Below are 21,487 nucleotides of genomic sequence, written 5' to 3'. Positions count from 1 at the left end.
AGTTATGAAATTACGTGCGAACCGTGTGGGCGAGCAAATGAAAAAAGAATTAGGCGACATTATCAGTCGTAAAATTAAAGACCCACGTATTGGATTTGTTACAGTAACTGATGTACAAGTGAGTGGTGATTTACAAATTGCTAAAGTATATATTTCTGTTTTAGGTGATGAAGAACAGAAAGAAAATACTTTAAAAGGTTTAGCGAAGGCAAAAGGCTTTATTCGTTCAGAAATTGGCCAACGTATTCGTCTTCGTAAAACACCAGAAATTACCTTTGAGTTTGATGAGTCTATCGGATATGGTCATCGAATTGATACACTTTTACATGAAATTAATAAAGACGGTAAACGTGAAGAATAATGGATAGACATTTGTCTATCCATTTTTTCAATGCAAAATAAGTTTTGGATATTTACTACGAGAGAATTATGATGAGGTGAACATATATGGAAGGTGTAGTATTATTACATAAGCCAAAAGGCATGACATCACATGATTGTGTATTTAAATTAAGAAAGATATTGCGAGAAAAGAGAATTGGTCATACGGGAACATTAGACCCTGATGTAACAGGAGTATTACCAATTTGCGTTGGAAGAGCAACGAAAATTGCACAATTTTTAACAAGTGAAACGAAAACATATGAAGGTGAAGTAACATTAGGGTTTTCAACGACAACTGAAGATGCTTCTGGTGAGGTTGTTGAAACGAAAAATGTAGATCGTACTATTACTCGTAAGGAAGTAGAGAAAGTCCTTGCGGAATTAACAGGCACGATTGAACAAATGCCACCAATGTTCTCGGCTGTAAAAGTAAACGGGAAAAAATTATACGAATATGCAAGAGCAGGGCAAGAGGTGGAACGTCCAGTTCGTACAATTATAATTCATGAATTCATATTACTTGATGATCGTGAAGTTTTTGAAGGAGAAAATATTTCATTCCGTTTCCGTGTAACGTGTAGTAAAGGAACATATGTAAGAACGTTAGCTGTAATGATCGGGGAAAAACTTGGTTTCCCATCACATATGTCGCACCTTATAAGAACGGCATCTGGTGAATTTTTATTAGAAGATTGCATATCATTTGAAGAAATTGAAGAAAACGTGCAAAATGGAACAGTAGAGTCTATCTTCATTTCAATTGATGAAGCATTAAGTAAGTTTCCAAAAATGGTTGTAGATGAAAAGCAAGCAGAGAAAATAAAGAATGGTATGTTCTTAAAAAATGAATTAGAAATAACAGCACCATTTATTACAGTGTTTGATAAAAATGATCGTTGCTTAGCAATTTATGAACATCATCCGAAACATCCTGGTATGTTAAAGCCGATGAAAGTACTTGTGAATAATCAAGAACTAAAGCTATAATGAATTATTGGAAGGATTATTACAGAAAAAGGTGAATTCAAGCGTGAAACTTATTCATTTAACTCATCCACATGAACAAAATAAATTAGAATTACCACCTACTGTAATGGCATTAGGATTTTTTGATGGCATTCATTTAGGACATCAATGTGTAATTCGAACTGCGAAAAAAATAGCGGACGACCGAGGATATAAAAGTGCAGTTATGACATTTCATCCTCATCCATCTGTTGTTTTAGGAAAAAAGGATGCGCATGTGGAGTATATTACACCGATGCGCGATAAAGAAAAAATAGTCGAAAGCTTAGGAATCGATATATTATATGTAATTAAATTTGATGAATCATTTGCAGGGTTATTACCGCAACAATTTGTAGATGATTATATTATTGGTTTAAATGTAAAGCATGTAGTAGCAGGGTTTGATTATTCATATGGACGTTTAGGAAAAGGAAAGATGGAGACTTTACCATTTCATGCAAGAGGGGAGTTTACACAGACTGTGATTGAAAAAGTTGAATTTCAAGAAGAGAAAGTAAGTTCTACAGCATTACGAAAGTTAATTCGAAATGGCGAAATGGAGCAAATTCCATCTATTTTAGGTAGAGCCTATACTGTAGCGGGAACAGTTATACACGGCGACAAACGTGGACGTCAAATTGGTTTTCCAACAGCTAATGTAGGTTTAAGTGATGAGTATTTATTGCCACCTGTAGGTGTTTATGCAGTGAGATTAAAAGTTCACGGTGAATGGTACGATGGTGTATGTAATATTGGATATAAACCGACTTTTAAAGAAGATGAGCGTCAATTATCAATTGAAGTGCATTTATTTGAATTTAACAAAGATATATACGATCAAAATGTTACAGTAGAGTGGCATATGCGTATAAGAGCAGAAAAGAAATTCAACGGTATTGATGAGTTAGTTGAACAAATCGCAAAAGATAAGAAAACAGCCCAAGAATATTTTGTGAGCGAAAAGAATATACTTGCTTTTTCAAATGAAAAGTAGTATTCTATGTTATGTACTTTATGACAACCATTGCTTGGCATTGCGACTCACCGACGCTTGCTAGGTAATTGGGGGTTTAATTAATAGGAGGTGAAATAGGATGGCTTTAACACAAGAGCGTAAAAATGAAATCATTGCACAATTTAGAACTCATGAGACTGATACTGGTTCTCCAGAGGTTCAAATTGCTGTCCTAACGGAGCAAATTAACACTCTAAACGAGCACTTACGTACTCACAAGAAAGATCATCATTCACGTCGTGGTCTATTAAAGATGGTTGGTAAACGTCGTAACTTACTAACTTACCTTCGTAATAGCGATATCACACGTTACCGTGAATTAATCACAAAGCTTGGCTTACGTCGATAGTCAAAGAAGCGGGAATATTCCCGCTTTTTTGTTAGGTAAAAATATATCTTCTACGCTTTATAGCTTACTTAATTTTAGGCAATACTAGAGGTAGAATATTGTGATATACTATCCATTTACATAGAAGAATTGAATACTTTAAATTGAGAGGGGTACTTAAATGAGTCAAGAAAAGCAAGTCTTCTCGATAGATTTAGCTGGTCGCCAGCTAACAGTTGAAACTGGTCAGCTTGCAAAACAAGCGAACGGAGCAGTATTAGTAAGATATGGCGATACAGCGGTTCTATCTACAGCAACTGCATCAAAAGAAGCAAAAAATGTAGATTTCTTCCCACTTACAGTAAACTATGAAGAGCGTTTATATGCAGTCGGAAAAATTCCTGGCGGTTTCATTAAACGTGAAGGTCGTCCAAGTGAAAAAGCAATTTTGGCAAGTCGTTTAATCGACCGTCCAATCCGTCCACTTTTCGCAGATGGTTTCCGTAACGAAGTACAAGTTGTCAGCATCGTAATGAGTGTTGATCAAGATTGTTCTTCTGAAATGGCAGCTATGCTTGGTTCTTCATTAGCGTTATCGATTTCAGATATTCCATTTGAAGGTCCAATCGCGGGTGCAACAGTTGGTCGTATTAACGGCGAATTCGTTATTAACCCAACAGTAGAACAGCAAGAACAAAGTGATATTCACCTTGTTGTAGCTGGTACGAAAGATGCAATTAACATGGTTGAAGCAGGAGCAGATCAAGTGCCTGAGGAAACAATGTTAGAAGCAATTATGTTTGGTCATGACGAAATTAAACGTCTAATTGCATTCCAAGAAGAGATTGTACAAGCTGTAGGTAAAGAGAAATCAGAAGTGAAACTTTATGAAGTTGACGCTGATCTTAACCAAGCTGTACGTGAAATGGCTGAAGAAGATATGCATTCAGCAATTCAAGTACATGAGAAACATGCACGTGAAGATGCAATTAACGAAGTGAAAAAGCGTGTTATTGAGCATTACGAAGCGCAGGAAGCTGACGCTGATACATTAGGACAAGTAAATGAGATTTTATATAAAATTGTAAAAGAAGAAGTACGTCGTCTTATTACAGTTGAAAAAATCCGCCCAGATGGCCGTAAAGGTGACGAAATCCGTCCATTAGCATCAGAGGTTGGCATTTTATCTCGTACACACGGTTCTGGTTTGTTCACTCGTGGACAAACACAAGCATTAAGTATTTGTACATTAGGTGCATTAGGCGATGTGCAAATTTTAGATGGTCTTGGTGTAGAAGAATCAAAACGCTTTATGCACCATTACAATTTCCCATCATTTAGTGTTGGTGAAACTAGACCAATGCGTGGACCAGGTCGTCGTGAAATCGGTCACGGTGCACTAGGAGAACGCGCACTTGAGCCTGTAATTCCATCTGAAAAAGATTTCCCATACACAGTACGTCTTGTATCTGAAGTTTTAGAATCAAATGGTTCTACTTCACAAGCAAGTATTTGTGGTAGTACTTTAGCAATGATGGATGCTGGTGTTCCACTTAAAGCTCCAGTTGCAGGTATTGCAATGGGTCTAGTTAAAACTGGTGAGCATTACACAATTTTATCTGATATTCAAGGTATGGAAGATCATTTAGGTGATATGGACTTTAAAGTAGCAGGTACAGCACAAGGTGTAACTGCACTACAAATGGACATTAAAATCGATGGTCTATCTCGTGAAATTTTAGAAGAGGCATTACAACAAGCGAAAGTTGGTCGTGTGCACATTCTAAATCATATGTTATCTGTTATTCCAGAGCCACGCACTGAATTATCAGCGTACGCTCCAAAGATTATTACAATGACAATTAATCCAGATAAAATCCGTGACGTTATCGGACCGAGCGGTAAACAAATCAATAAAATTATTGAAGAAACTGGCGTTAAAATTGACATCGAGCAAGATGGCACAGTATTCATTTCTTCAATAAACCAAGAAATGAACGACAAAGCTAAGAAAATTATCGAAGATATCGTTCGCGAAGTACAAGTAGGTGAAATCTACGAAGGAAAAGTGAAACGTGTTGAGAAATTCGGTGCTTTCGTTGAATTATTCAGCGGTAAAGATGGATTAGTTCACATTTCTGAACTTGCACTTGAGCGTGTAGGTAAAGTAGAAGACGTTGTAAAAATCGGTGACGTAATTACGGTTAAAGTTATCGAGATTGACAAGCAAGGTCGTGTTAATCTATCTAGAAAAGTATTGCTAAAAGAAGAGCAAGAAAAAGAAGCTGCTAAAGAAGAAAACAAACAAGAGCAGCAATAAGCGAAAGCCAGTTTAACTGGCTTTTTTTGTTATGTAAAAATATGATTTATATATATTTTTATGTCAGTATAGGTATAGTTTTCATTATAACGCTCAAATTAACAAAGATAAGAAGAAAATGTTTTTTTATATAGTTAATTTGGGAGGGTTTATATGAAAGTTCGTATATTGGCATACATATGTATATTTTCTTTATATGTCAGTTTAGGCTCTTATTCTGTTTTTGCACAGGATAACTTATATGAAGAAATTCAAAAGCATGCAAAACAATATGAGATTGCACCTCAAAATGCGATGATTGATAAGATATGGAAAGCAACACCAGGATATAATGGAAGACAAGTTGATATGGAAGCATCCTATAACAATATGAAGAAGCTAAAGGAATTTGATCAAAAACACCTTGAATTTAAGGAAGTATCACCGAGTGTCCACTTAGAAGATTTATCACCTGCTCCAATTTATAGGGGGCATCCGAATAAAAAGATGGTGGGATTAACAATAAATGTGGCATGGGGAAACGAGTATTTGCCTCGTATATTAGAAATATTGAAAAAGCATGATGTGAAGGCGACTTTCTTTTTAGAAGGACGTTGGGTGAAAGAAAATTTACGATTTGCAAAAATGATTGTCGATGCAAATCAAGAAGTCGGAAATCATTCTTATACGCACCCTAATATGAAAACGCTATCGTCTGATGAAATACGAGAGCAGTTACAAAAAACAAATCGAATGATTGAAGCTGCTACGAATCAAAAGGTGAGATGGTTTGCCCCGCCGAGTGGAAGTTTTCGGGATGAAGTCGTGAAAATCGCTGATGATTTCCAAATGGGAACGATTATGTGGACTGTCGATACAATCGATTGGAAGCGACCTGAGCCAGATGTACTATTGCAGAGAGTAATGAGAAAAATACACCCAGGTGCTATCGTATTAATGCATCCTACTTCGTCAACGGCAGAAGCATTAGATACAATGATTAAAAAATTGAAGGAACAAGGATATAAAGTAGGGAATATAACAGAATTACTGGATGAAAAACGTGTGGATTAAATACATTTGCATGACATTCATCCTTAAACTTGTTATCATTAAATAATAGCACTTATTTAGAGAAACTGGCAGTAGGAGGAAAGTTTTTGATTAAAAAATATACTTGTAAAAATGGTGTAAGAATAGTTATGGAGAATATACCAACTGTAAGATCGGTTGCGATTGGTATTTGGATCCATGCGGGATCAAGAAATGAAAATGAAAAAAATAACGGGATTTCTCACTTTTTAGAGCATATGTTCTTTAAAGGGACAGAAACACGTAGTGCACGCGAAATTGCAGAATCATTTGATAGTATTGGTGGGCAAGTGAATGCTTTTACTTCAAAAGAGTACACTTGTTACTATGCAAAAGTGCTAGATGAACATGCTAAATATGCTTTAGATGTATTAGCTGACATGTTCTTTAATTCAACATTTGATGAAGAAGAATTGAAAAAAGAGAAGAATGTCGTATGTGAAGAAATTAAAATGTACGAAGATGCTCCAGACGATATTGTGCATGATATGTTAACGAAAGCAACATATGAAACGCATCCGCTTGGATATCCTATTTTAGGAACAGAAGAAACACTTGATACGTTTACAGGTGATACGCTACGCCAATATATTAAGGATCATTATACACCTGAAAATGTAGTTGTTTCAGTTGCAGGAAATATTGATGAAGCCTTCTTACAAACGGTAGAGCAATATTTCGGTAGTTATGAAGGAACAACAAACCGTGAACAAGTACATAGTCCAATTTTCCATTTTAACAAAGTAGCACGTAAAAAGGAAACAGAACAAGCTCATTTATGTTTAGGATATAAAGGCTTACAAATGGGACACGAAGATATTTATAACTTAATTGTATTAAATAACGTTTTAGGCGGTAGTATGAGTAGCCGTTTATTCCAAGAAGTACGTGAGCAACGTGGGTTAGCTTACTCAGTATTTTCTTACCATTCTTCTTATGAAGATACAGGTATGTTAACACTGTATGGTGGAACAGGTAGTCAACAATTAGATACACTGTATGAAACAATGCAAGAAACATTAGAAACATTGAAAAATACAGGTATTACAGAAAAAGAGCTTATTAATAGTAAAGAGCAATTAAAAGGAAACTTAATGTTAAGTTTAGAAAGTACGAATAGTCGTATGAGCCGTAATGGTAAAAATGAATTGCTACTTCGTAAGCATCGTTCACTTGATGAGATTATCGAAAGTGTAAACACTGTAACAAAAGAAAATGTAGATGGGTTAATTCGTAACATGTTTACAGATGAATTCTCTGCAGCATTAATTAGTCCAGATGGAAAACTTCCAAAAGGAATAAAACTATAATCAACTTTTACGATGTATCTGAAAATAACCTTCTCTCTTTTTAAATGAGAGAAGGTTATTTTTTTTATACATATAGAATAGGTACTAATTATAGACAATGCAAATGAAAAATTTAGTAGGGGAGTGGAGTGAGTATGCGATTAAGTGAATTAAGCGGTAAAGAGGTTGTAGATATAGAAAAAGCGGAAAAAATGGGAGCCTTAGGTTATATGGATTTAGAGATTAATGAGAAAGACGGACAAATACAAACACTTATAATACCTGTAGGGAAGTGGGGAGGTTTTAAAAAGGAACCACAAGAAGTAAGAGTGGCATGGAGTCAAATAAAGAAAGTCGGACACGATATGCTTCTTTGTGATAGTATAGATCGTTCAAATTCGGAGTGAAGGATGGCCATTTTGGTCATCTTTTTTTGTATCTACATAGAAACCTGATAAATCATATGTGCATTTGGATTTTCAATCACCATAAACTCGTACATTACATATGATGTGGAGGAAAAAGAAAAAGTAGGCACTTTTCTTATAAATGACAGAAAAAGAAGGTGAATTAGGGAATGTTGACTGAGATGCATATTGCTGTCATAGGAGGAGATGCAAGGCAGCTAGAAGTAATTCGTAAGCTAGTTGAATTGGATGCGAAACTTTCTTTGATAGGTTTTGATCAGTTAGATCATGGTTTCACAGGGGCAGCAAAAGAAAGTATACAAAATTTAGATTTCACTTCTGTAGACGCAATTATTTTGCCGGTTGCCGGTACAAATGCCAAAGGAGAAGTAGATACTATTTTTTCAAATGAAAAAGTTTCAATAACGAAAGAACAAATTGAAAATACACCAGAACACTTTACTATATATTCAGGTATTGGTACACCTTACTTGGAAAATCTCGTATCTACTACGAATCGAAAACTTGTTAAATTATTTGATCGTGATGATGTAGCAATATACAATTCTATTCCAACGGTAGAAGGTACATTAATGATGGTAATTCAACATACCGACTATACAATTCATGGATCCAATGTAATGGTTCTAGGATTTGGGAGAACAGGAATGAGTGTTGCGAGAGCATTTCAATCATTAGGAGCCCATGTCAAAGTTGGAGCAAGACGCTCTGAACATATTGCACGTATTACAGAAATGATGTTTTCTCCTTTTCATATGCAAGACATAGAGAAAGAAGTAGGAAATATCGATATTGTAATTAATACGATTCCGCATCTCGTTGTAACAGCGAATGTTATTGCAAAAATGCCAGCTCATACGTTAGTGATTGATTTAGCTTCTAAACCAGGCGGTACCGACTTTAGATATGCGGAAAAAAGAGGAGTCAAAGCATTGCTAGCACCTGGATTACCAGGTATTGTTGCCCCAAAAACGGCTGGGCAAATTTTAGCAAATGTTCTTTCTCAGTTATTAGCAGCAGATGCAATTGCAAAGGAGGAGGAAAAGAAATGAGTTTGAAGGGGAAACGAATTGGTTTCGGATTTACAGGTTCACATTGTACGTACGAAGAAGTAATGCCTCATTTAGAAAAATTAATTGCTGAGGGAGCAGAAGTACGTCCTGTTGTTTCTTACACTGTTCAATCAACAAATACTAGATTTGGAGAAGGAGCAGAGTGGATTAAGAAGATTGAAGAAATAACAGGTTTTAAAGCAATTAATTCAATCGTTGGTGCAGAACCACTAGGACCTAAAATTCCACTAGATTGTATGGTAATTGCACCACTAACAGGGAATTCTATGAGTAAATTTGCAAATGCAATGACAGACTCTCCAGTATTAATGGCAGCGAAAGCGACGTTAAGAAATGGCAAGCCTGTCGTATTGGCTGTTTCGACGAATGATGCTCTAGGGCTTAATGGAGTAAACCTAATTACACCAACAAGGTGACGACAAAGCATAAACGCTTATATGTCGCCATCTTGAGGGAGCTTAGGGTAAAGCACAAGTTCGAAATCATCGAGCCTTTGCCACTTTTCCTTTTTATAAACAGCCTTTTCTAAAACCGACTTTAGGAGGCTGTTTTTCTTTTTTGGATCATCTGTTTTAAAGTACAGATCAAGAACATGCTCCACTTGAGGTATTGTATCTTTCTTGACTTTTTCCTTCTTAATTTCGGTTTTAATTTCTTTCTTTAAGTTTTCCATCGTGGAAGTAATTTCAGTAATACGATCAGAAACTACATTCGAGCGTTCTAAAAACATATCGACTGTGTAAACACCACGCTCTAATAAATCATGTAAATTATTTTTTTGTTTTTGGACATCCACTAATTCTTTTTCAAGTTTTCGTAATGCAGCTTCATTCATTTGAATAACTTGTGTTTCTTTTAATTTGTCATCTTGCTTATGTTTTTCAAAATCAGCTTTATAATTAATATACCACTCTTTTAATGCCTCGAGTAAACGCTTCTCAATTAATTCCGTATAGCTTGATTTATTTTCGCAACCACGGTGCTTACAATCCATCGTTTCCTTTCGGTTTTTCGGATAACGTTGGACCATACTATAACCACATTTACTACATTTAATAATACCAGCTAGAGGATTTTTAATTCCGTTCGTATTGTAAGGAATGTGATATCTTGAGTTTAATTTTTCTTGTACTTGTTCAAACAAACTTTCAGGTATGATTGGCTCGTGCTTACCATCGGCAATAATCCAATCCGATTTATCTTGTCGTGCACAACTTCTTTTTACAGCATCAGGACGTTTTACTTCTTTTCGTTTTTGCCACGTTACTTTTCCGATGTACACATTGTTCTTTAATATATCTAAGATGCTGTAGGGGTTCCATTCATTACCTAGCTTACTTTTGTAGCCAAGATCATTTAATTTGCTCCTAATTGCATTTGCTCCCATATCCTCGTTTGCATACCAATCAAATATCATTCTTACAACTGAGGCTTCTTCTGGATTAATCGTTAAAGTACGTTCTCGCTTATTTAAGCGATGAATATCATATCCGAATGGTGCATGTGTACCAAGGTAATTCCCAGCCTCTACACTGGCGACACGACCTCGTTGCATACGTCGTGTAATAATTTTCAATTCTTTACGTGCCATAAACGCTTCAAATTCGCTGTATTCTTCGTCCCACTCATCATTAAGGTCATATGTCTTCCTAGGTGTCATAATCTTCGTATTCGAGCGTTTAAACGTCTCTAAAATGATTCCTTGCTCTTTCATACCACCACGACCTAAACGGTCCATATCCATACAAAGAACAACATCATATTTGTTATCTTCAATTTCTTCGAGCAGTGCTAACATCTCAGGTCGTTTCACTAAACTCTCACCAGAAACGATTTCCTCACGGACAACTAAAACATTTAAGTTCATTTCCTTGGCAATTTTCAGCAGGGTAGTTCGATGTTTTGCTAAAGTTTCGCCTTCGCCTCGGGCTTCAGCTTCAAGATCAGCGCGGGATTTTCTTAAGTAGATTGCGGTTTTCATAAGATTACCTCCTTAGCTTAGTAACTATTATATAAAAGGCGTTTATTTTCAAGAAGTATAAGTAATGAATAATAAAAGAAAACCCTATTTAAAGGATTTTCTTTTATATACTTAAAAGCGTTTGTAGAAGTTTCTAACGAAAATTTAAATTTTCATAGTGTGTTTGAAATTAATGAAAATTTTTTGATATGTATTATTACTTTTAGTTATCGTCATCATCTACTGATTTAATTTCTAAAAATTCGAGGTATACCTTTGCTGAATAATCGCATATATAAAATACATATTCCTTTGAACGGTATCTATCATATAGTAATGCTCTACTGTCATCTACCATATGAGAATGAATTAAGTCTAAATCTTTAATATATTCTTCAGAAACAATCCTTGATAAATATAGAATTTCCTTTTTTTCAGTCGTTTGATTCACAACATACATCAGGAAACCAGTTAGGGCGATAGGGATTACAATAATAAAAGCCCAAGCACTATAAATACGAAGATATAGTACTGTTGAGGCAAAAACTGGACAGTAAAAAAATAAAGAGCTAATTATAGTTATAAAAGCTAGGATCATAATTAGTTTTTTATGAGGGTTCCATTTTTTTGTTACAAACAAAGTAAGCGATAAGAAGATGGAACATATCAACAAACTACACGTAAGAAAGAGTAAGAAATTATTTTGATTTTCAAACTTTGTCATTAGACTAAGACCATCCATGAATAGAAAACTTGATGCAGGAATGATATAAAGCATTATTAAGAGCACTATATATATACCAATTGAATTACTTAAATTTAATTTAGCCTGGTTTAATTTTGTTAAAAATAAGCGATCCCTTTCTCTAAAATGTATGAGTTTGAGATACATAATTGGAATAGCTGAGAAAAGTGAAATAATAAACGGAACTAAAAACTTCCAAACGTCATTCATTTTTGAACAACTCCTTACAATTTTTTAAGTTGTTTAATTACCTGATTTGTTGCACCTTGCTACTTTATCGTAAAAATAAACTACCTGTTTTTTTGCAATCGGATCGTCATCCATTTTTTCTAATTGAGATAAAGCAGAACGTGCTGTATCGCAATCCATTTTTTCAATTTCTTGTCTTTCGAATCGTTCACGACGAGAGGCTGCCGCCCTCTCGAAAGCTTCCTCTTTCTCTTTTGGATCAGCGGCTTGAAGTTTTCTTATTTGCTCCTCCTTGAATCGCTCCAATTCGGGTCCTTCTATTTTGGGTGCTGACTGATTACTGGAATCATTTTCTTCGAGTTGTTTTTCTTGATTCTGATGTTGTTCTGCTTTGGCTGCTTGTTCTTGCTTCGCTTTTTCTTCCGCTTGGCGTTGGACTTCAGCTTCCTGACGTTGTTGTTCTTCTTGCTTCGTTTTTTCCTCTGCTAGGCGTTGGACTTTAGCTTCTTGATGTTGTTGTTCGTCTTCTTTAACTGGATTGTTAGTATCACAACCAACTAGTCCAATAGATAAAAAGAGCGCTGTAAATGGTATTAGGTATTTTTTCATTATTAATCCTCCATAATTTAATAGAATTACACCTGCTTTCTTAATAAACGTAAGTTTTTAAACGAGCGAATCCCCCAGGAATCCCATGAGCCTCCGCAATTTCTTGAATAGATAAACGAGTATCTTTATAAGCAGAAATCATTTCATCGGTAAGTAACAATTCTACAGCAAATGTATTTGCTTCGATTTCTAAGCGATCCACTGAAAAGAAGGTTTGGTTACGCAAGAAGGGGGTATTTGCTTTAGGATGAAGTACAGCATGACCTAATTCATGTGCACAAACAAATTGTTGAGTAGTTTCGTTAATTTGATTATTAATATGAATGAATTTAAAGCGTTTATAAGTGTTGTAAAAACCAAGAGTATTCCCAAGGTCTTCAAACAACACTATAATATCTTTTCGTTTAGCAATTTCAAAGGGGTTTGTTGTGCCGTGTTTTTTTACGATTTTCATTACGTAGTCTTTAATTTTCATTTCTCGCTCCGTTCAATCTTTTTTATACTTGTTTGGAGTGAATTTTTGTTTTGCTAATTGTTTTGCCATGCGCATAGAGTTTTCTAGAGAAATGCGAATCATTTCTTTTGTATGTTCGTCTATTGGTTCTCCATCAAACATTAAAGCATCTTCGCTATTTTCTAAGTCTTTTAAAGTCTTTTCTAAGTCACGAGCGATATCACGAGTATCTTTTTTGTTTAAATCAGGAAGTGTATTAGACACTCTTGATTCATCTTCTCTTCCTAATAGATAATCTGTTGTTACTCCTAAAACATTCGCTAAATCTTTTAGCATTTCGTTTGAGGGAGTGCTATGACCATTCTCATAGTTACTAATGGTGCCTTTAGTGGTATTTACTTTATCGGCTAATCCTTGCTGAGTGAGCTTACGCGTTTTACGCATCTCTTTTAATCTTTGTCTCAACATTTTTAGCACCTCCCGTTAATAAAAAGTACAAAGATATTGTACCTTATAAAGATGGATTGTAAAACTTTGTACAAGATAATTGTACAAATGTATTGACGTACAAGAATCTTATACCTATAATAAAAGTACAAAATACTTATACAAGGAGCGAGACAGTGAACAAAAATATCAAATTAATTAGAGCTAGAAAAAAAAGTAAGTTAACGCAACAAGATCTTGCAAAAAAAATGCAAGTTACAAAATCTACAATAAGTAATTGGGAAAATGGTTATAGTAATCCAAATCTTGAAAAGGCTATTAGATTAGCCACTATTCTTGGTAGTGATGTAAAGGATTTAATTTGATGTACAAGAGTACAAGAATCTTATACTTAATAGATGGAAAGCAGGTGAGAAAATGCCATCAACTAACATGGCAGTACCAACAGAACCGTCGCATAAACATATAAAAAGCACTTCAAGAGGTGACACCATGAGCCAACAAGAAGAATATGCGGCGACTTATGAATTTGGAAAAACGAAAGTCCATGTTGTGGCTCCTGAGCCAAAATCACAAAAGGATATTGATAAAATCCGTCAAGCATATTACAAGGCTGGTTGGGCCATCATCAAAGAAATACAAGTAAAAGAAAATGTTGAGGAATAGTTCCTCTCTTTTTATACGAAAAGTAGACAAGTTACATATGTACTAAGTTCATTGTAACCATTTGAAAACTAAATATGGAGGCGAACAGATATGGGAACAAGCATATACTGCAATTCAGCAATAGGGGAATTATTACAGAATGCTAGAGAATGTTGTGATAATGTTCAGCTGAAAACGAAGAAAGGGTTATCTAAGTACCTGGGTATTACACATGAAAGGTTAACCCGTATTGAATCTGGACTTTCTAAACCAGAATTTGAACTTGCGATGGATTGGTGCCATGCAACAGGAGCAAAGTTGAATCAACAAGCAATTAAACATATTTATGGTGTTGGGTTGCCACCTACAGATCCACGCTTAACTCAAGATGTAAATCTACAATTGATGAACTATATTAAGCAAGCTGAAGAAGGAATTGCGGCAGCTAAAGAAATCATGAATCTACAAGTTACAACAAGGTCATGGAAGCATGATGAGAAGAAGAAACATGAGTACGCAGTTCATGCAAAAGAAATATTCGATACAATCCAAGCTACTCAATGTGTAGTTCAAGCTCTTGAACAAGTTCATTTTGGCATTATGGAACAAATACAAAGAAGTTGGTTGCAAAAGGCTATGGCAGAAAACGTTATTATTCAATCGGTGGATAGCTTAATGAATTTAACAAAGGTGCTGTAAAGGGGGAAGGAAAATGACAGTAGATTATAAGAAACCTAGTTTAAGAGAATATAAGGAATTAATTCGCTATGATGCAAAACTAACTGGTGAAATTAAAATAGCACAATTACTCAATGAGGATTCAAAAACAGTTGAGTTAAAGCAAGAGAAGAAATTGTTGGGGATTCGAATCAAAATTATTGAAGCATCATTTATTTTGAAACATAAATGGGCAAAAGAAAAAGCTACCGCCTAGACAACAGTAGCTCTGAAAAATATCGTAAAGCAATTATAACATTATATAAATCATTTGGACAAGCCACTGTGCTTGTCGTTATGACCAGAAAGGGATTGTTCCTCCCATACCTCTACAATGTTCCTTTCTGGTTGTAACGATGTGTACAGCATCCATAAAAGAAGAAATGAGGTGTAGATGATGGAAACGAAAAAGAAGGCTCCTGAAATAGATTGTCAGGATAGGAGAAATGAATTAATAAACAATTTATTTATACAAGGGAGAATATCTTTAAAAGAATCTAGAACGTTAATAGGGCTAGAGCCAATTGAAGACCCTAGCCATGAGAGGTTATTTAAAAAGTTGAATGTAATATCCAACTAGTTGTCCAGGTTCTTTCAAACGCGATAATGGTTCAACTTCCATGCCTAGAGATTTGCAAGCAACTGGTATTAATTTAAGAAACTCTTCTTCCGAAATCTCGTATTCAAAGATAGTCAGTAGACAGTGGCGAAGTTCCATAGAAGTTATTTTATTAAAACTGCCGCCTAAGAAAAGCATACTGTACTTTTGCATTGTTGATTTTAAATCTGATTCAGAATCGATTGCTAAAGAAGATTCCCTTAACTCTTTAAGAACGTCAATAATTTTTTCTAACTTATCCATTTTATCACCTTCCTTTCAAGGAAGATTATACCAAAATAATAGGTTTTTAGATATTTTTATTAACTAGACAAGCACTGTGCTTGTCGTTATGACCAGAAAGGGATTGTTCCTCCCTTACCCCTACAAAACTCCTTTCTGGTTGTAACGATGCGTACAGCATTAATTTAATTAGAAAGGAGATGTAATTCATGAACGATAAAAACAATTGTCTTCATGATCTAGTTCTTCCTGGAGATTTTTCATTTGCGAGTAAACTTCGTAACTGTATGAGTGAATGTATTTATAACATGTTTAATGCAGAGTCAACCGAAGAATCAAATCACTGGGAAGAAGAGCTGGAGCGATGTATAAGGGAATTTAAAATGCTTCGTGATACGAAAGAGGAACATGAGGCATCGATGAGTTATCGTGTAGTGATTAAAGATTTAAGAGCAAGAGGAGTTAACGCTTCGTTAGTAACACGTAGAAAATAAAAAGATCTATCACTTGGCAGAGTGATAGACAAACGGTCTTGCAAAAGATCTTAGGATTAATTATATCAAATTAGCATTCGTATAACAACGGAGTGTGCTACATACTTTTAGACAAATCGTTACATAGAGTGTTGCTGAACCCTAAAGTGTTTCAACAAGCAACATCAGAGCAACACCTAATTTGCTTAGTAAAACAATATCTCAAAATAGGATATAAGAATTATCGCTTATTACGTGTAGAGGACGGATTCGCGATATGTAAACGGGAGGATGAATAATATGGCAGTTTATAGACCAGTACACGTTTCATTTTGGCAGGATTCATTTGTTTTAGATCTTACACCGGAGGAGAAGTATTTCTACTTATATTTGATGACAAACAGTAAGACGTCTCAATCAGGAATCTATGAGCTTCCACTTCGTATCATTGAAACTGATACAGGATATAACCGTGAAACTGTTATGAAGCTATTAGAACGTTTTGCTGAGTATGGAAAAATTAATTACAACCAAAAAACAAAAGAGTTGTTCTTAATCAACTGGTTGAAATTCAATCCAATTAAAAATGTAAACATTGAAAAGTGTGTTTTAAAAGAGATTCAATCTGTGAAGGACCAGGATTTTTTAGTTGATTTCTATGAAACTTGCTTGCAATTAGAAAAAGAGCAAGATTTTAAAATTCCTCGTATTAAGGAGTATTTATCAGTCCGTTTGGAGGGGCTTATAAGGGGCTTCCAAGACCCTAGCAAGGAAGAAGAAAAAGAAGAAGAAAAAGAACAACAACAACAAGAAGAACGCGCAGGCGCGGAAGAAGTTGTTGAGGTTAATCCAATTTCTTTTTACGAGCAAAACTTCGGATTCATTACACCTTTTATCGCAGATGGTATTTATGCTTGGATAGATGATTTAAATGCAGAGCTAGTTATTAAGGCTATGGAGATTGCTTTAGAGAAGAATACGAGAAACATGTCTTACGTAAATACGATTTTAAGAGATTGGCATCTTAAAGGCTTTAAAACAGTAACTGATGTTGAGGCAGCTGATAAAGCATTTCGTGCTCAGCGATTAACAAAATCTCAGCAACAGACACAAGCACCTTATCAACAAAAGGGCTTATCGGAAACTACTAAAAACGTAATACAACAGCAACAAGCATGGGAGCGGAACATTCCAACAGAAGAAGAACTTGCAGTACTTAACCAACGGAATGCGTGGTTGGCCCAATGAGTAACGATATGATTCGTAACGTAGAAGCTGAACAAAGTGTTTTAGGTAGCATTATCCAAGAAGGCGATTTAATTAAAGATTGTCAGCTAAAGGTAAAACAGTTCTCTTCACCAACGCATCAAGTGATTTTCAAGGCGATGAGAGAATTAGAGGATGCTGAGGTTCCGATAGATCTTGTTGCTCTCATTGGAAAATTTGATGAAAGTTTTATGCATCAAATTGGCGGAATCGAATTCTTTGTAAACTTAACAGAAGTTGTTACGACTACTAAAAATTTCTTGTATCACGAAGGCTTAGTTATCGAAGCATGGAAAATGAGACATGCTCAAGAGGTTGCTGGTAACTTATATAACCGCCTTCAGCAAGATAGGGATATGAGTGCTATTAGTACATCAATTGATGAATTAAGCGCCATTGAAGAAACGGGTTACTCAGATGAATTTAACTTGAAAGATACGCTTGTTGATTTGTACAAGAACATGCAAATTGATGTAGGAGATTTAACCGGTATACCAACTGGTTATGACGACTTGAACAGAATGACAGCAGGGTTACAAGAAGGGGATTTAATCATTGTCGGTGCCCGTCCTTCAATGGGGAAAACAGCATTTGTATTAAACGTTGCTTTTCATGCAGCAAGTGCTCATACAGCAACAGGAATCTTCTCGCTCGAGATGGGGGAGGAGCAGTTACTTAAACGTATGATTTCAAGTACCGGAAATATAGATGCTACGAAATTAAAGAATCCTAAGAAGCTATGTAACTTAAAGGATTGGGAAAAGATTAGTCAAGCAATGGGATTAATTAATGATTTGCCATTAGAAATTTACGATAAAGCAAATGTAACGATACAAGAGATTTATGCAAAGGCTAGGAAATTAAAGCGTAAGTACCCTGATAAAAAAGTTTTAATCGCAATTGATTATTTACAGCTTATTGTAGGGGATCCGAAGCATAGAGGGAACCGCATGCAAGAAATAGGTGAGATTAGTCGTAAGTTAAAACTGATGGCAAGAGAATTAAATGTATGTGTAGTTGCATTATCACAGTTAAGTCGTGCTGTAGAAAGTAGGCAAGATAAGAGGCCGTTACTATCAGATTTACGTGAGAATGGTCAAATTGAGCAGGATGCGGATTTAATCGCATTCTTATACCGTGAAGATTACTATGACCGCGAGACGGAAAATAAAAACATAACGGAAATTATTTTAGCGAAACAGAGGAACGGTCCAGTTGGTGTTGTTGAACTAGCATTTATTAAAGAATTTAGTAAGTTTGTAAATTTAGAGAGAAAGTTCAACCATCAACAGGAGGCTTAATCATGTTGTTACGTCAGGAAGTAGAACGTAGAAAACTAATAATCATTCGTAAATTATTGGGATTAGGATTAACTGAAATTAACGGAAAAACATTAGATCAACTAACGTTAACGCAGCTTGAAGGAATTTTAATTGCAAGCTTGCAGGTATTGGAGGGGAAAAACAATGCCAAAGCAATTAACAATTTTTGACGTGGAGCCAGTTTTATCATTTGATCCTAAGAAAGCTCATATTCACCGTTTGAATTCAAAATTAAGGTATACAGATGTGGTTGTGCAAATACCACGCCAAGCTAAAGCAATTGATGAATTAAAACTGACAACAGCGCCTGATGAGCGGTATGAGTTGTTTGAAGATTACGTAATAGGGATTTGGCGTTACAAACGAGCGGAGGATAAGCAATTTGTATGGGAAGAAGCAGAAGAAATGTGTAAGCGAGCACGGGATGAGAAAAAGCCGATTTCAATTCGGCTCCATCTATCACTGGAACAATCATTTGTTCCGGAAAATGTTGTGCAGTATTTATAGACAAATAAAAAAAGCTGAGATCACTCTCAACTTACTCCGACAAAGTAATTATAACACATTTGGGAGTGGTTTCGGTGCCGATTATCAAAGAAAATATTGTAGGAATGAAGGCTGAAATTTCTTTAGTGGAAAATATGATTTATGTTGTGAAGGATGGACAGATTCATTCAATTGAACCGCCGTCAACTGGTCATGGTGAACAGTCGTTTGTATATAAAGATGGAAAAGTAACTCGTATGGATGAGCGGAAAACGCAATTAATTTAATGGAAAATGATAGATAATAGAATGGATGTATTAGACGAAAAATATTCTTTATACAAATCCTAGAATTTAAAGGTTGGGAAGTTAATTAAATTCATGGCTGATGGTGAATATGAAATTGAAACTATTGATAGTAAGGTAGTCAAATGGTGGAATATAGAGTTAAGTAAGGTATGGAGTAAATATATGAAGAATAAAAGAGAAACCGTACTGTTTGAGTAAAAGAACAGTACGGTTTTTCATTTATGGGGTAATAAAAACTGTATTCGAAGGGATATTTTTATTAGTTTAATTTTTAGGGATGATTTATTCTATAGCATTTACACCACTAAAGCAGGTTACAATATTTTGCTTGTTAAAGAGGCTGTTATTTCGAATTTGAAGTGTTGAATTGCTTTCTATTCTTCCTGAATCATGTCCAAATAGAATCGTAGCGATTACGCTAATTGTTGTACCATCAATCACAGATACAGTAGCATTATTAGTATTTGTTATATAAATATAGTTGACGGCTGTTAATTACAGTACTCCGGTAGGACCAGTTGCACCAGTAGGACCCGTATCGCCAGTAGGACCAGTAGGACCCGTATCGCCAGTAGGACCAGTAGGACCCGTATCGCCAGTAGGACCCGTAGGACCTGTATCGCCAGTAGGACCCGTAGGACCTGTATCGCCAGTAGGACCAGTAGGACCCGTAGGACCTGTATCGCCAGTAGGACCAGTTGCACCAGTAGGACCAGTTGCACCAGTAGGACCCGTATCGCCAGTAGGACCCGTAGGACCTGTATCGCCAGTAGGACCAGTTGCACCAGTAAGACCAGTTGCGCCAGTAGGACCAGTTGCACCAGTAAGACCAGTTGCACCAGTAAGACCAGTTACGCCAGTAGGACCCGTAGGACCTGTATCGCCAGTAGGACCAGTTGCACCAGTAGGACCAGTTGCACCAGTAGGACCAGTTGCACCAGTAGGACCAGTTGCACCAGTAGGACCCGTATCGCCAGTAGGACCCGTAGGACCTGTATCGCCAGTAGGACCAGTTGCGCCAGTAGGACCAGTTGCACCAGTAAGACCAGTTGCGCCAGTAGGACCAGTTGCACCAGTAAGACCAGTTGCGCCAGTAGGACCAGTTGCGCCAGTAGGACCAGTTGCGCCAGTAGGACCAGTTGCACCAGTAAGACCAGTTGCACCAGTAAGACCAGTTGCGCCAGTAGGACCAGTTGCGCCAAATTGCTCCGATGCTAGCAATGATATATCATCTACTACTACATCGGGACTTCCAATCTGCCCTAACTTAAAAATAGATACAAGGGCTTTGGTAGCTGTAGCTGGTGCTACAGAAGTAGTTTGATACACATTCAACCAGGTATTTTGACTGTTATCTGGAAGACGATTTGACGGAATTATAACAGATAGACCATACCCTAAAAAATTTGCTGCAATAACTGCCCCTGCATAATAAGCAATTGTAATCGAGATAGTAGGGCTTGCAGCTGCTCCAACTTTAGAAAGAGAAGCGAATAGTTCAAAACTTTGATTCGAGGGAACAGGTACCTCTTGAACAATAACGGCATTCCCTATTCCGCCCAAAAGATTTGCACTGAAAAGGCCAGAATGGCTATGTGTACCATCAATTAAAGCATTCACTGTTAAAAATGGTACGAGTGTTCCATTTTCAAATCCACCATTAATAATGAGATTAGTAATCAAAAAATCACCTCTCTTCTTTACATAGATTAGTAAAAATCCCTTTTTGTACATGAAGCTAGATAAGACATCCCTAGAAAAGTTAAACTATTATATATGTATGAAAATAATAGAATCCATGATTAGACTTTTATAATCTTTAAATAAAATAATTCAAAAGATGTATGGGATTATATTCTGGAAAAATGTGGGAACTAGGGTGGTTTGAACAAAATTTTTATTGTATTAAAGAAAAAACATGCACAAAAATTGCGCATGTATAATAAAAAGCTATGTCTTGTCTATGTAAATATATGCTTGATTTATATGAACCGTGAGTATGTTTGAGGAAAATGGTTATTTATTAACAAATATAAAGAGCGCTTTTTAAGGCGCTCCATGACCAAAACTAAAATTGAAAAAGAATACCACATGATATTTTATGTATGT

26 protein-coding genes and 2 pseudogenes are annotated in these 21,487 nt (G+C 35.8%); 21 read left to right on the top strand and 7 right to left on the bottom strand.

The window, feature by feature from the left end; genetic code table 11:
- Positions 1-4 precede the first annotated feature (4 nt).
- From rbfA to dpaB, 10 genes and pseudogenes are all read left to right on the top strand, one after another.
- Entirely contained in the window at positions 5-361 is a 357-nt protein-coding gene (rbfA, locus tag DN407_RS18795) for a 30S ribosome-binding factor RbfA (protein WP_000776437.1), read from the top strand.
- An 86-nt stretch (positions 362-447) separates the two neighbouring features.
- On the top strand, positions 448-1,371 hold the full coding sequence (gene truB, locus DN407_RS18790; RefSeq protein ID WP_087967423.1) for a tRNA pseudouridine(55) synthase TruB: 924 nt from the start codon (positions 448-450) through the stop codon (positions 1,369-1,371).
- A gap of 43 nt (positions 1,372-1,414) precedes the next feature.
- Entirely contained in the window at positions 1,415-2,386 is a 972-nt protein-coding gene (gene ribF / locus DN407_RS18785; protein WP_000766704.1) for a bifunctional riboflavin kinase/FAD synthetase, read from the top strand.
- Positions 2,387-2,486: 100 nt separating this feature from the next.
- Positions 2,487-2,756: a 30S ribosomal protein S15 gene (gene rpsO, locus DN407_RS18780; protein WP_001229392.1), complete on the top strand. Its 270-nt coding sequence runs from the start codon at positions 2,487-2,489 to the stop codon at positions 2,754-2,756.
- A 160-nt stretch (positions 2,757-2,916) separates the two neighbouring features.
- Positions 2,917-5,055: a polyribonucleotide nucleotidyltransferase gene (gene pnp / locus DN407_RS18775; protein ID WP_000076737.1), complete on the top strand. Its 2,139-nt coding sequence runs from the start codon at positions 2,917-2,919 to the stop codon at positions 5,053-5,055.
- Positions 5,056-5,208: 153 nt separating this feature from the next.
- Positions 5,209-6,108, top strand: a complete 900-nt coding sequence (locus tag DN407_RS18770; protein ID WP_000868232.1) for a polysaccharide deacetylase family protein — start codon at positions 5,209-5,211, stop codon at positions 6,106-6,108.
- Positions 6,109-6,194: 86 nt separating this feature from the next.
- Complete coding sequence (locus DN407_RS18765) at positions 6,195-7,436, top strand: M16 family metallopeptidase (protein WP_000592989.1); 1,242 nt, start codon at positions 6,195-6,197, stop codon at positions 7,434-7,436.
- Positions 7,437-7,570: 134 nt separating this feature from the next.
- Positions 7,571-7,822 carry a YlmC/YmxH family sporulation protein gene (locus DN407_RS18760; RefSeq protein WP_001239756.1) on the top strand — a complete coding sequence of 84 codons (252 nt, stop codon included), beginning with the start codon at positions 7,571-7,573 and terminating at the stop codon, positions 7,820-7,822.
- A gap of 170 nt (positions 7,823-7,992) precedes the next feature.
- Positions 7,993-8,895, top strand: a complete 903-nt coding sequence (dpaA, locus tag DN407_RS18755; RefSeq protein ID WP_000954735.1) for a dipicolinic acid synthetase subunit A — start codon at positions 7,993-7,995, stop codon at positions 8,893-8,895.
- Positions 8,892-9,317 (top strand): annotated as a pseudogene (dpaB, locus tag DN407_RS18750) (dipicolinate synthase subunit B); the annotation flags it as partial. The gene dpaA and the pseudogene dpaB, both read left to right, overlap by 4 nt.
- Before the next feature lie 32 nt (positions 9,318-9,349).
- Here the strand turns inward: dpaB and DN407_RS18745 are convergent.
- The 5 genes from DN407_RS18745 to DN407_RS18725 form a co-directional block, all read right to left on the bottom strand.
- Positions 9,350-10,897 (bottom strand): recombinase family protein, encoded by a 1,548-nt coding sequence (locus DN407_RS18745; protein WP_149216588.1) that lies wholly within the window; start codon positions 10,895-10,897, stop codon positions 9,350-9,352.
- Positions 10,898-11,099: 202 nt separating this feature from the next.
- Positions 11,100-11,831 (bottom strand): hypothetical protein, encoded by a 732-nt coding sequence (locus DN407_RS18740; RefSeq protein WP_149216587.1) that lies wholly within the window; start codon positions 11,829-11,831, stop codon positions 11,100-11,102.
- A 33-nt stretch (positions 11,832-11,864) separates the two neighbouring features.
- Positions 11,865-12,419 carry a hypothetical protein gene (locus tag DN407_RS18735; RefSeq protein ID WP_149216586.1) on the bottom strand — a complete coding sequence of 185 codons (555 nt, stop codon included), beginning with the start codon at positions 12,417-12,419 and terminating at the stop codon, positions 11,865-11,867.
- 40 nt (positions 12,420-12,459) lie between these two features.
- A complete protein-coding gene (locus DN407_RS18730; protein ID WP_086389454.1) occupies positions 12,460-12,894 on the bottom strand; it encodes an ImmA/IrrE family metallo-endopeptidase in 435 nt (144 codons plus the stop codon).
- A gap of 12 nt (positions 12,895-12,906) precedes the next feature.
- Positions 12,907-13,341: a helix-turn-helix domain-containing protein gene (locus DN407_RS18725; protein ID WP_063548461.1), complete on the bottom strand. Its 435-nt coding sequence runs from the start codon at positions 13,339-13,341 to the stop codon at positions 12,907-12,909.
- Between the two features lie 155 nt (positions 13,342-13,496).
- Here DN407_RS18725 and DN407_RS18720 point away from each other — a divergent pair, with 155 nt between their 5' ends.
- From DN407_RS18720 to DN407_RS18705, 4 genes are all read left to right on the top strand, one after another.
- On the top strand, positions 13,497-13,685 hold the full coding sequence (locus tag DN407_RS18720) for a helix-turn-helix transcriptional regulator (RefSeq protein ID WP_065845234.1): 189 nt from the start codon (positions 13,497-13,499) through the stop codon (positions 13,683-13,685).
- A gap of 52 nt (positions 13,686-13,737) precedes the next feature.
- A complete protein-coding gene (locus DN407_RS18715) occupies positions 13,738-13,986 on the top strand; it encodes a hypothetical protein (protein ID WP_002082295.1) in 249 nt (82 codons plus the stop codon).
- Positions 13,987-14,076: 90 nt separating this feature from the next.
- Complete coding sequence (locus DN407_RS18710) at positions 14,077-14,664, top strand: hypothetical protein (protein ID WP_000537277.1); 588 nt, start codon at positions 14,077-14,079, stop codon at positions 14,662-14,664.
- 13 nt (positions 14,665-14,677) lie between these two features.
- Positions 14,678-14,899, top strand: a complete 222-nt coding sequence (locus DN407_RS18705; protein WP_086389452.1) for an RNA polymerase subunit sigma — start codon at positions 14,678-14,680, stop codon at positions 14,897-14,899.
- Between the two features lie 330 nt (positions 14,900-15,229).
- On the opposite strand, the gene DN407_RS18700 is transcribed toward DN407_RS18705, so the two are convergent.
- Positions 15,230-15,544, bottom strand: a complete 315-nt coding sequence (locus DN407_RS18700) for a hypothetical protein (RefSeq protein WP_086407747.1) — start codon at positions 15,542-15,544, stop codon at positions 15,230-15,232.
- Between the two features lie 188 nt (positions 15,545-15,732).
- On the opposite strand from DN407_RS18700, the gene DN407_RS18695 reads away from it, so the two are divergent.
- The 7 genes from DN407_RS18695 (at position 15,733) to DN407_RS32200 (ending at position 19,576) form a co-directional block, all read left to right on the top strand.
- Entirely contained in the window at positions 15,733-16,017 is a 285-nt protein-coding gene (locus DN407_RS18695; protein ID WP_149216585.1) for a hypothetical protein, read from the top strand.
- Between the two features lie 279 nt (positions 16,018-16,296).
- Positions 16,297-17,244, top strand: coding sequence for a DnaD domain-containing protein (locus DN407_RS18685; protein WP_149216583.1), 948 nt, complete (start codon positions 16,297-16,299; stop codon positions 17,242-17,244).
- The gene (gene dnaB / locus DN407_RS18680) at positions 17,241-18,563 is read left to right on the top strand and encodes a replicative DNA helicase (protein ID WP_149216582.1); all 1,323 of its coding nucleotides are present in this window, start codon (positions 17,241-17,243) and stop codon (positions 18,561-18,563) included. The genes DN407_RS18685 and dnaB overlap by 4 nt, the downstream gene beginning before the upstream one ends.
- Before the next feature lie 2 nt (positions 18,564-18,565).
- Positions 18,566-18,754 (top strand): hypothetical protein, encoded by a 189-nt coding sequence (locus DN407_RS18675; RefSeq protein WP_089148379.1) that lies wholly within the window; start codon positions 18,566-18,568, stop codon positions 18,752-18,754.
- Positions 18,729-19,091 (top strand): cell division protein SepF, encoded by a 363-nt coding sequence (locus tag DN407_RS18670; protein ID WP_149216581.1) that lies wholly within the window; start codon positions 18,729-18,731, stop codon positions 19,089-19,091. Before DN407_RS18675 ends, DN407_RS18670 begins: the two co-directional genes overlap by 26 nt.
- Positions 19,092-19,165: 74 nt before the next feature.
- Positions 19,166-19,357, top strand: coding sequence for a DUF3954 domain-containing protein (locus DN407_RS18665; protein ID WP_086389448.1), 192 nt, complete (start codon positions 19,166-19,168; stop codon positions 19,355-19,357).
- A gap of 93 nt (positions 19,358-19,450) precedes the next feature.
- Positions 19,451-19,576 (top strand): hypothetical protein, encoded by a 126-nt coding sequence (locus tag DN407_RS32200; RefSeq protein WP_254915756.1) that lies wholly within the window; start codon positions 19,451-19,453, stop codon positions 19,574-19,576.
- Positions 19,577-19,882: 306 nt separating this feature from the next.
- Here DN407_RS32200 and DN407_RS18660 read toward each other — a convergent pair.
- Positions 19,883-21,112: pseudogene (locus DN407_RS18660) on the bottom strand (NTTRR-F1 domain); the annotation flags it as partial.
- Positions 21,113-21,487: the final 375 nt, after the last annotated feature.

It is taken from the genome of Bacillus sp. JAS24-2, assembly GCF_008274905.1.
Classification (GTDB): domain Bacteria; phylum Bacillota; class Bacilli; order Bacillales; family Bacillaceae_G; genus Bacillus_A; species Bacillus_A cereus.
This window is presented reverse-complemented; position numbering and strand designations above follow the sequence as displayed.

Coding starts and splice junctions, on each gene's coding strand:
- DN407_RS18730 (WP_086389454.1), bottom strand. CDS start 12,894: ATGAAAATTAAAGACTACGTAATGAAAATCGTAAAAAAACACGGCACA.
- DN407_RS18760 (WP_001239756.1), top strand. CDS start 7,571: ATGCGATTAAGTGAATTAAGCGGTAAAGAGGTTGTAGATATAGAAAAA.
- DN407_RS18695 (WP_149216585.1), top strand. CDS start 15,733: ATGAACGATAAAAACAATTGTCTTCATGATCTAGTTCTTCCTGGAGAT.
- DN407_RS18705 (WP_086389452.1), top strand. CDS start 14,678: ATGACAGTAGATTATAAGAAACCTAGTTTAAGAGAATATAAGGAATTA.
- truB (WP_087967423.1), top strand. CDS start 448: ATGGAAGGTGTAGTATTATTACATAAGCCAAAAGGCATGACATCACAT.
- DN407_RS18740 (WP_149216587.1), bottom strand. CDS start 11,831: ATGAATGACGTTTGGAAGTTTTTAGTTCCGTTTATTATTTCACTTTTC.
- DN407_RS18700 (WP_086407747.1), bottom strand. CDS start 15,544: ATGGATAAGTTAGAAAAAATTATTGACGTTCTTAAAGAGTTAAGGGAA.
- DN407_RS18675 (WP_089148379.1), top strand. CDS start 18,566: ATGTTGTTACGTCAGGAAGTAGAACGTAGAAAACTAATAATCATTCGT.
- DN407_RS18745 (WP_149216588.1), bottom strand. CDS start 10,897: ATGAAAACCGCAATCTACTTAAGAAAATCCCGCGCTGATCTTGAAGCT.
- rpsO (WP_001229392.1), top strand. CDS start 2,487: ATGGCTTTAACACAAGAGCGTAAAAATGAAATCATTGCACAATTTAGA.
- DN407_RS18725 (WP_063548461.1), bottom strand. CDS start 13,341: ATGTTGAGACAAAGATTAAAAGAGATGCGTAAAACGCGTAAGCTCACT.
- dnaB (WP_149216582.1), top strand. CDS start 17,241: ATGAGTAACGATATGATTCGTAACGTAGAAGCTGAACAAAGTGTTTTA.
- DN407_RS18735 (WP_149216586.1), bottom strand. CDS start 12,419: ATGAAAAAATACCTAATACCATTTACAGCGCTCTTTTTATCTATTGGA.
- pnp (WP_000076737.1), top strand. CDS start 2,917: ATGAGTCAAGAAAAGCAAGTCTTCTCGATAGATTTAGCTGGTCGCCAG.
- dpaA (WP_000954735.1), top strand. CDS start 7,993: ATGTTGACTGAGATGCATATTGCTGTCATAGGAGGAGATGCAAGGCAG.
- rbfA (WP_000776437.1), top strand. CDS start 5: ATGAAATTACGTGCGAACCGTGTGGGCGAGCAAATGAAAAAAGAATTA.
- DN407_RS18670 (WP_149216581.1), top strand. CDS start 18,729: ATGCCAAAGCAATTAACAATTTTTGACGTGGAGCCAGTTTTATCATTT.
- DN407_RS32200 (WP_254915756.1), top strand. CDS start 19,451: ATGGCTGATGGTGAATATGAAATTGAAACTATTGATAGTAAGGTAGTC.
- DN407_RS18710 (WP_000537277.1), top strand. CDS start 14,077: ATGGGAACAAGCATATACTGCAATTCAGCAATAGGGGAATTATTACAG.
- DN407_RS18685 (WP_149216583.1), top strand. CDS start 16,297: ATGGCAGTTTATAGACCAGTACACGTTTCATTTTGGCAGGATTCATTT.
- DN407_RS18770 (WP_000868232.1), top strand. CDS start 5,209: ATGAAAGTTCGTATATTGGCATACATATGTATATTTTCTTTATATGTC.
- DN407_RS18715 (WP_002082295.1), top strand. CDS start 13,738: ATGCCATCAACTAACATGGCAGTACCAACAGAACCGTCGCATAAACAT.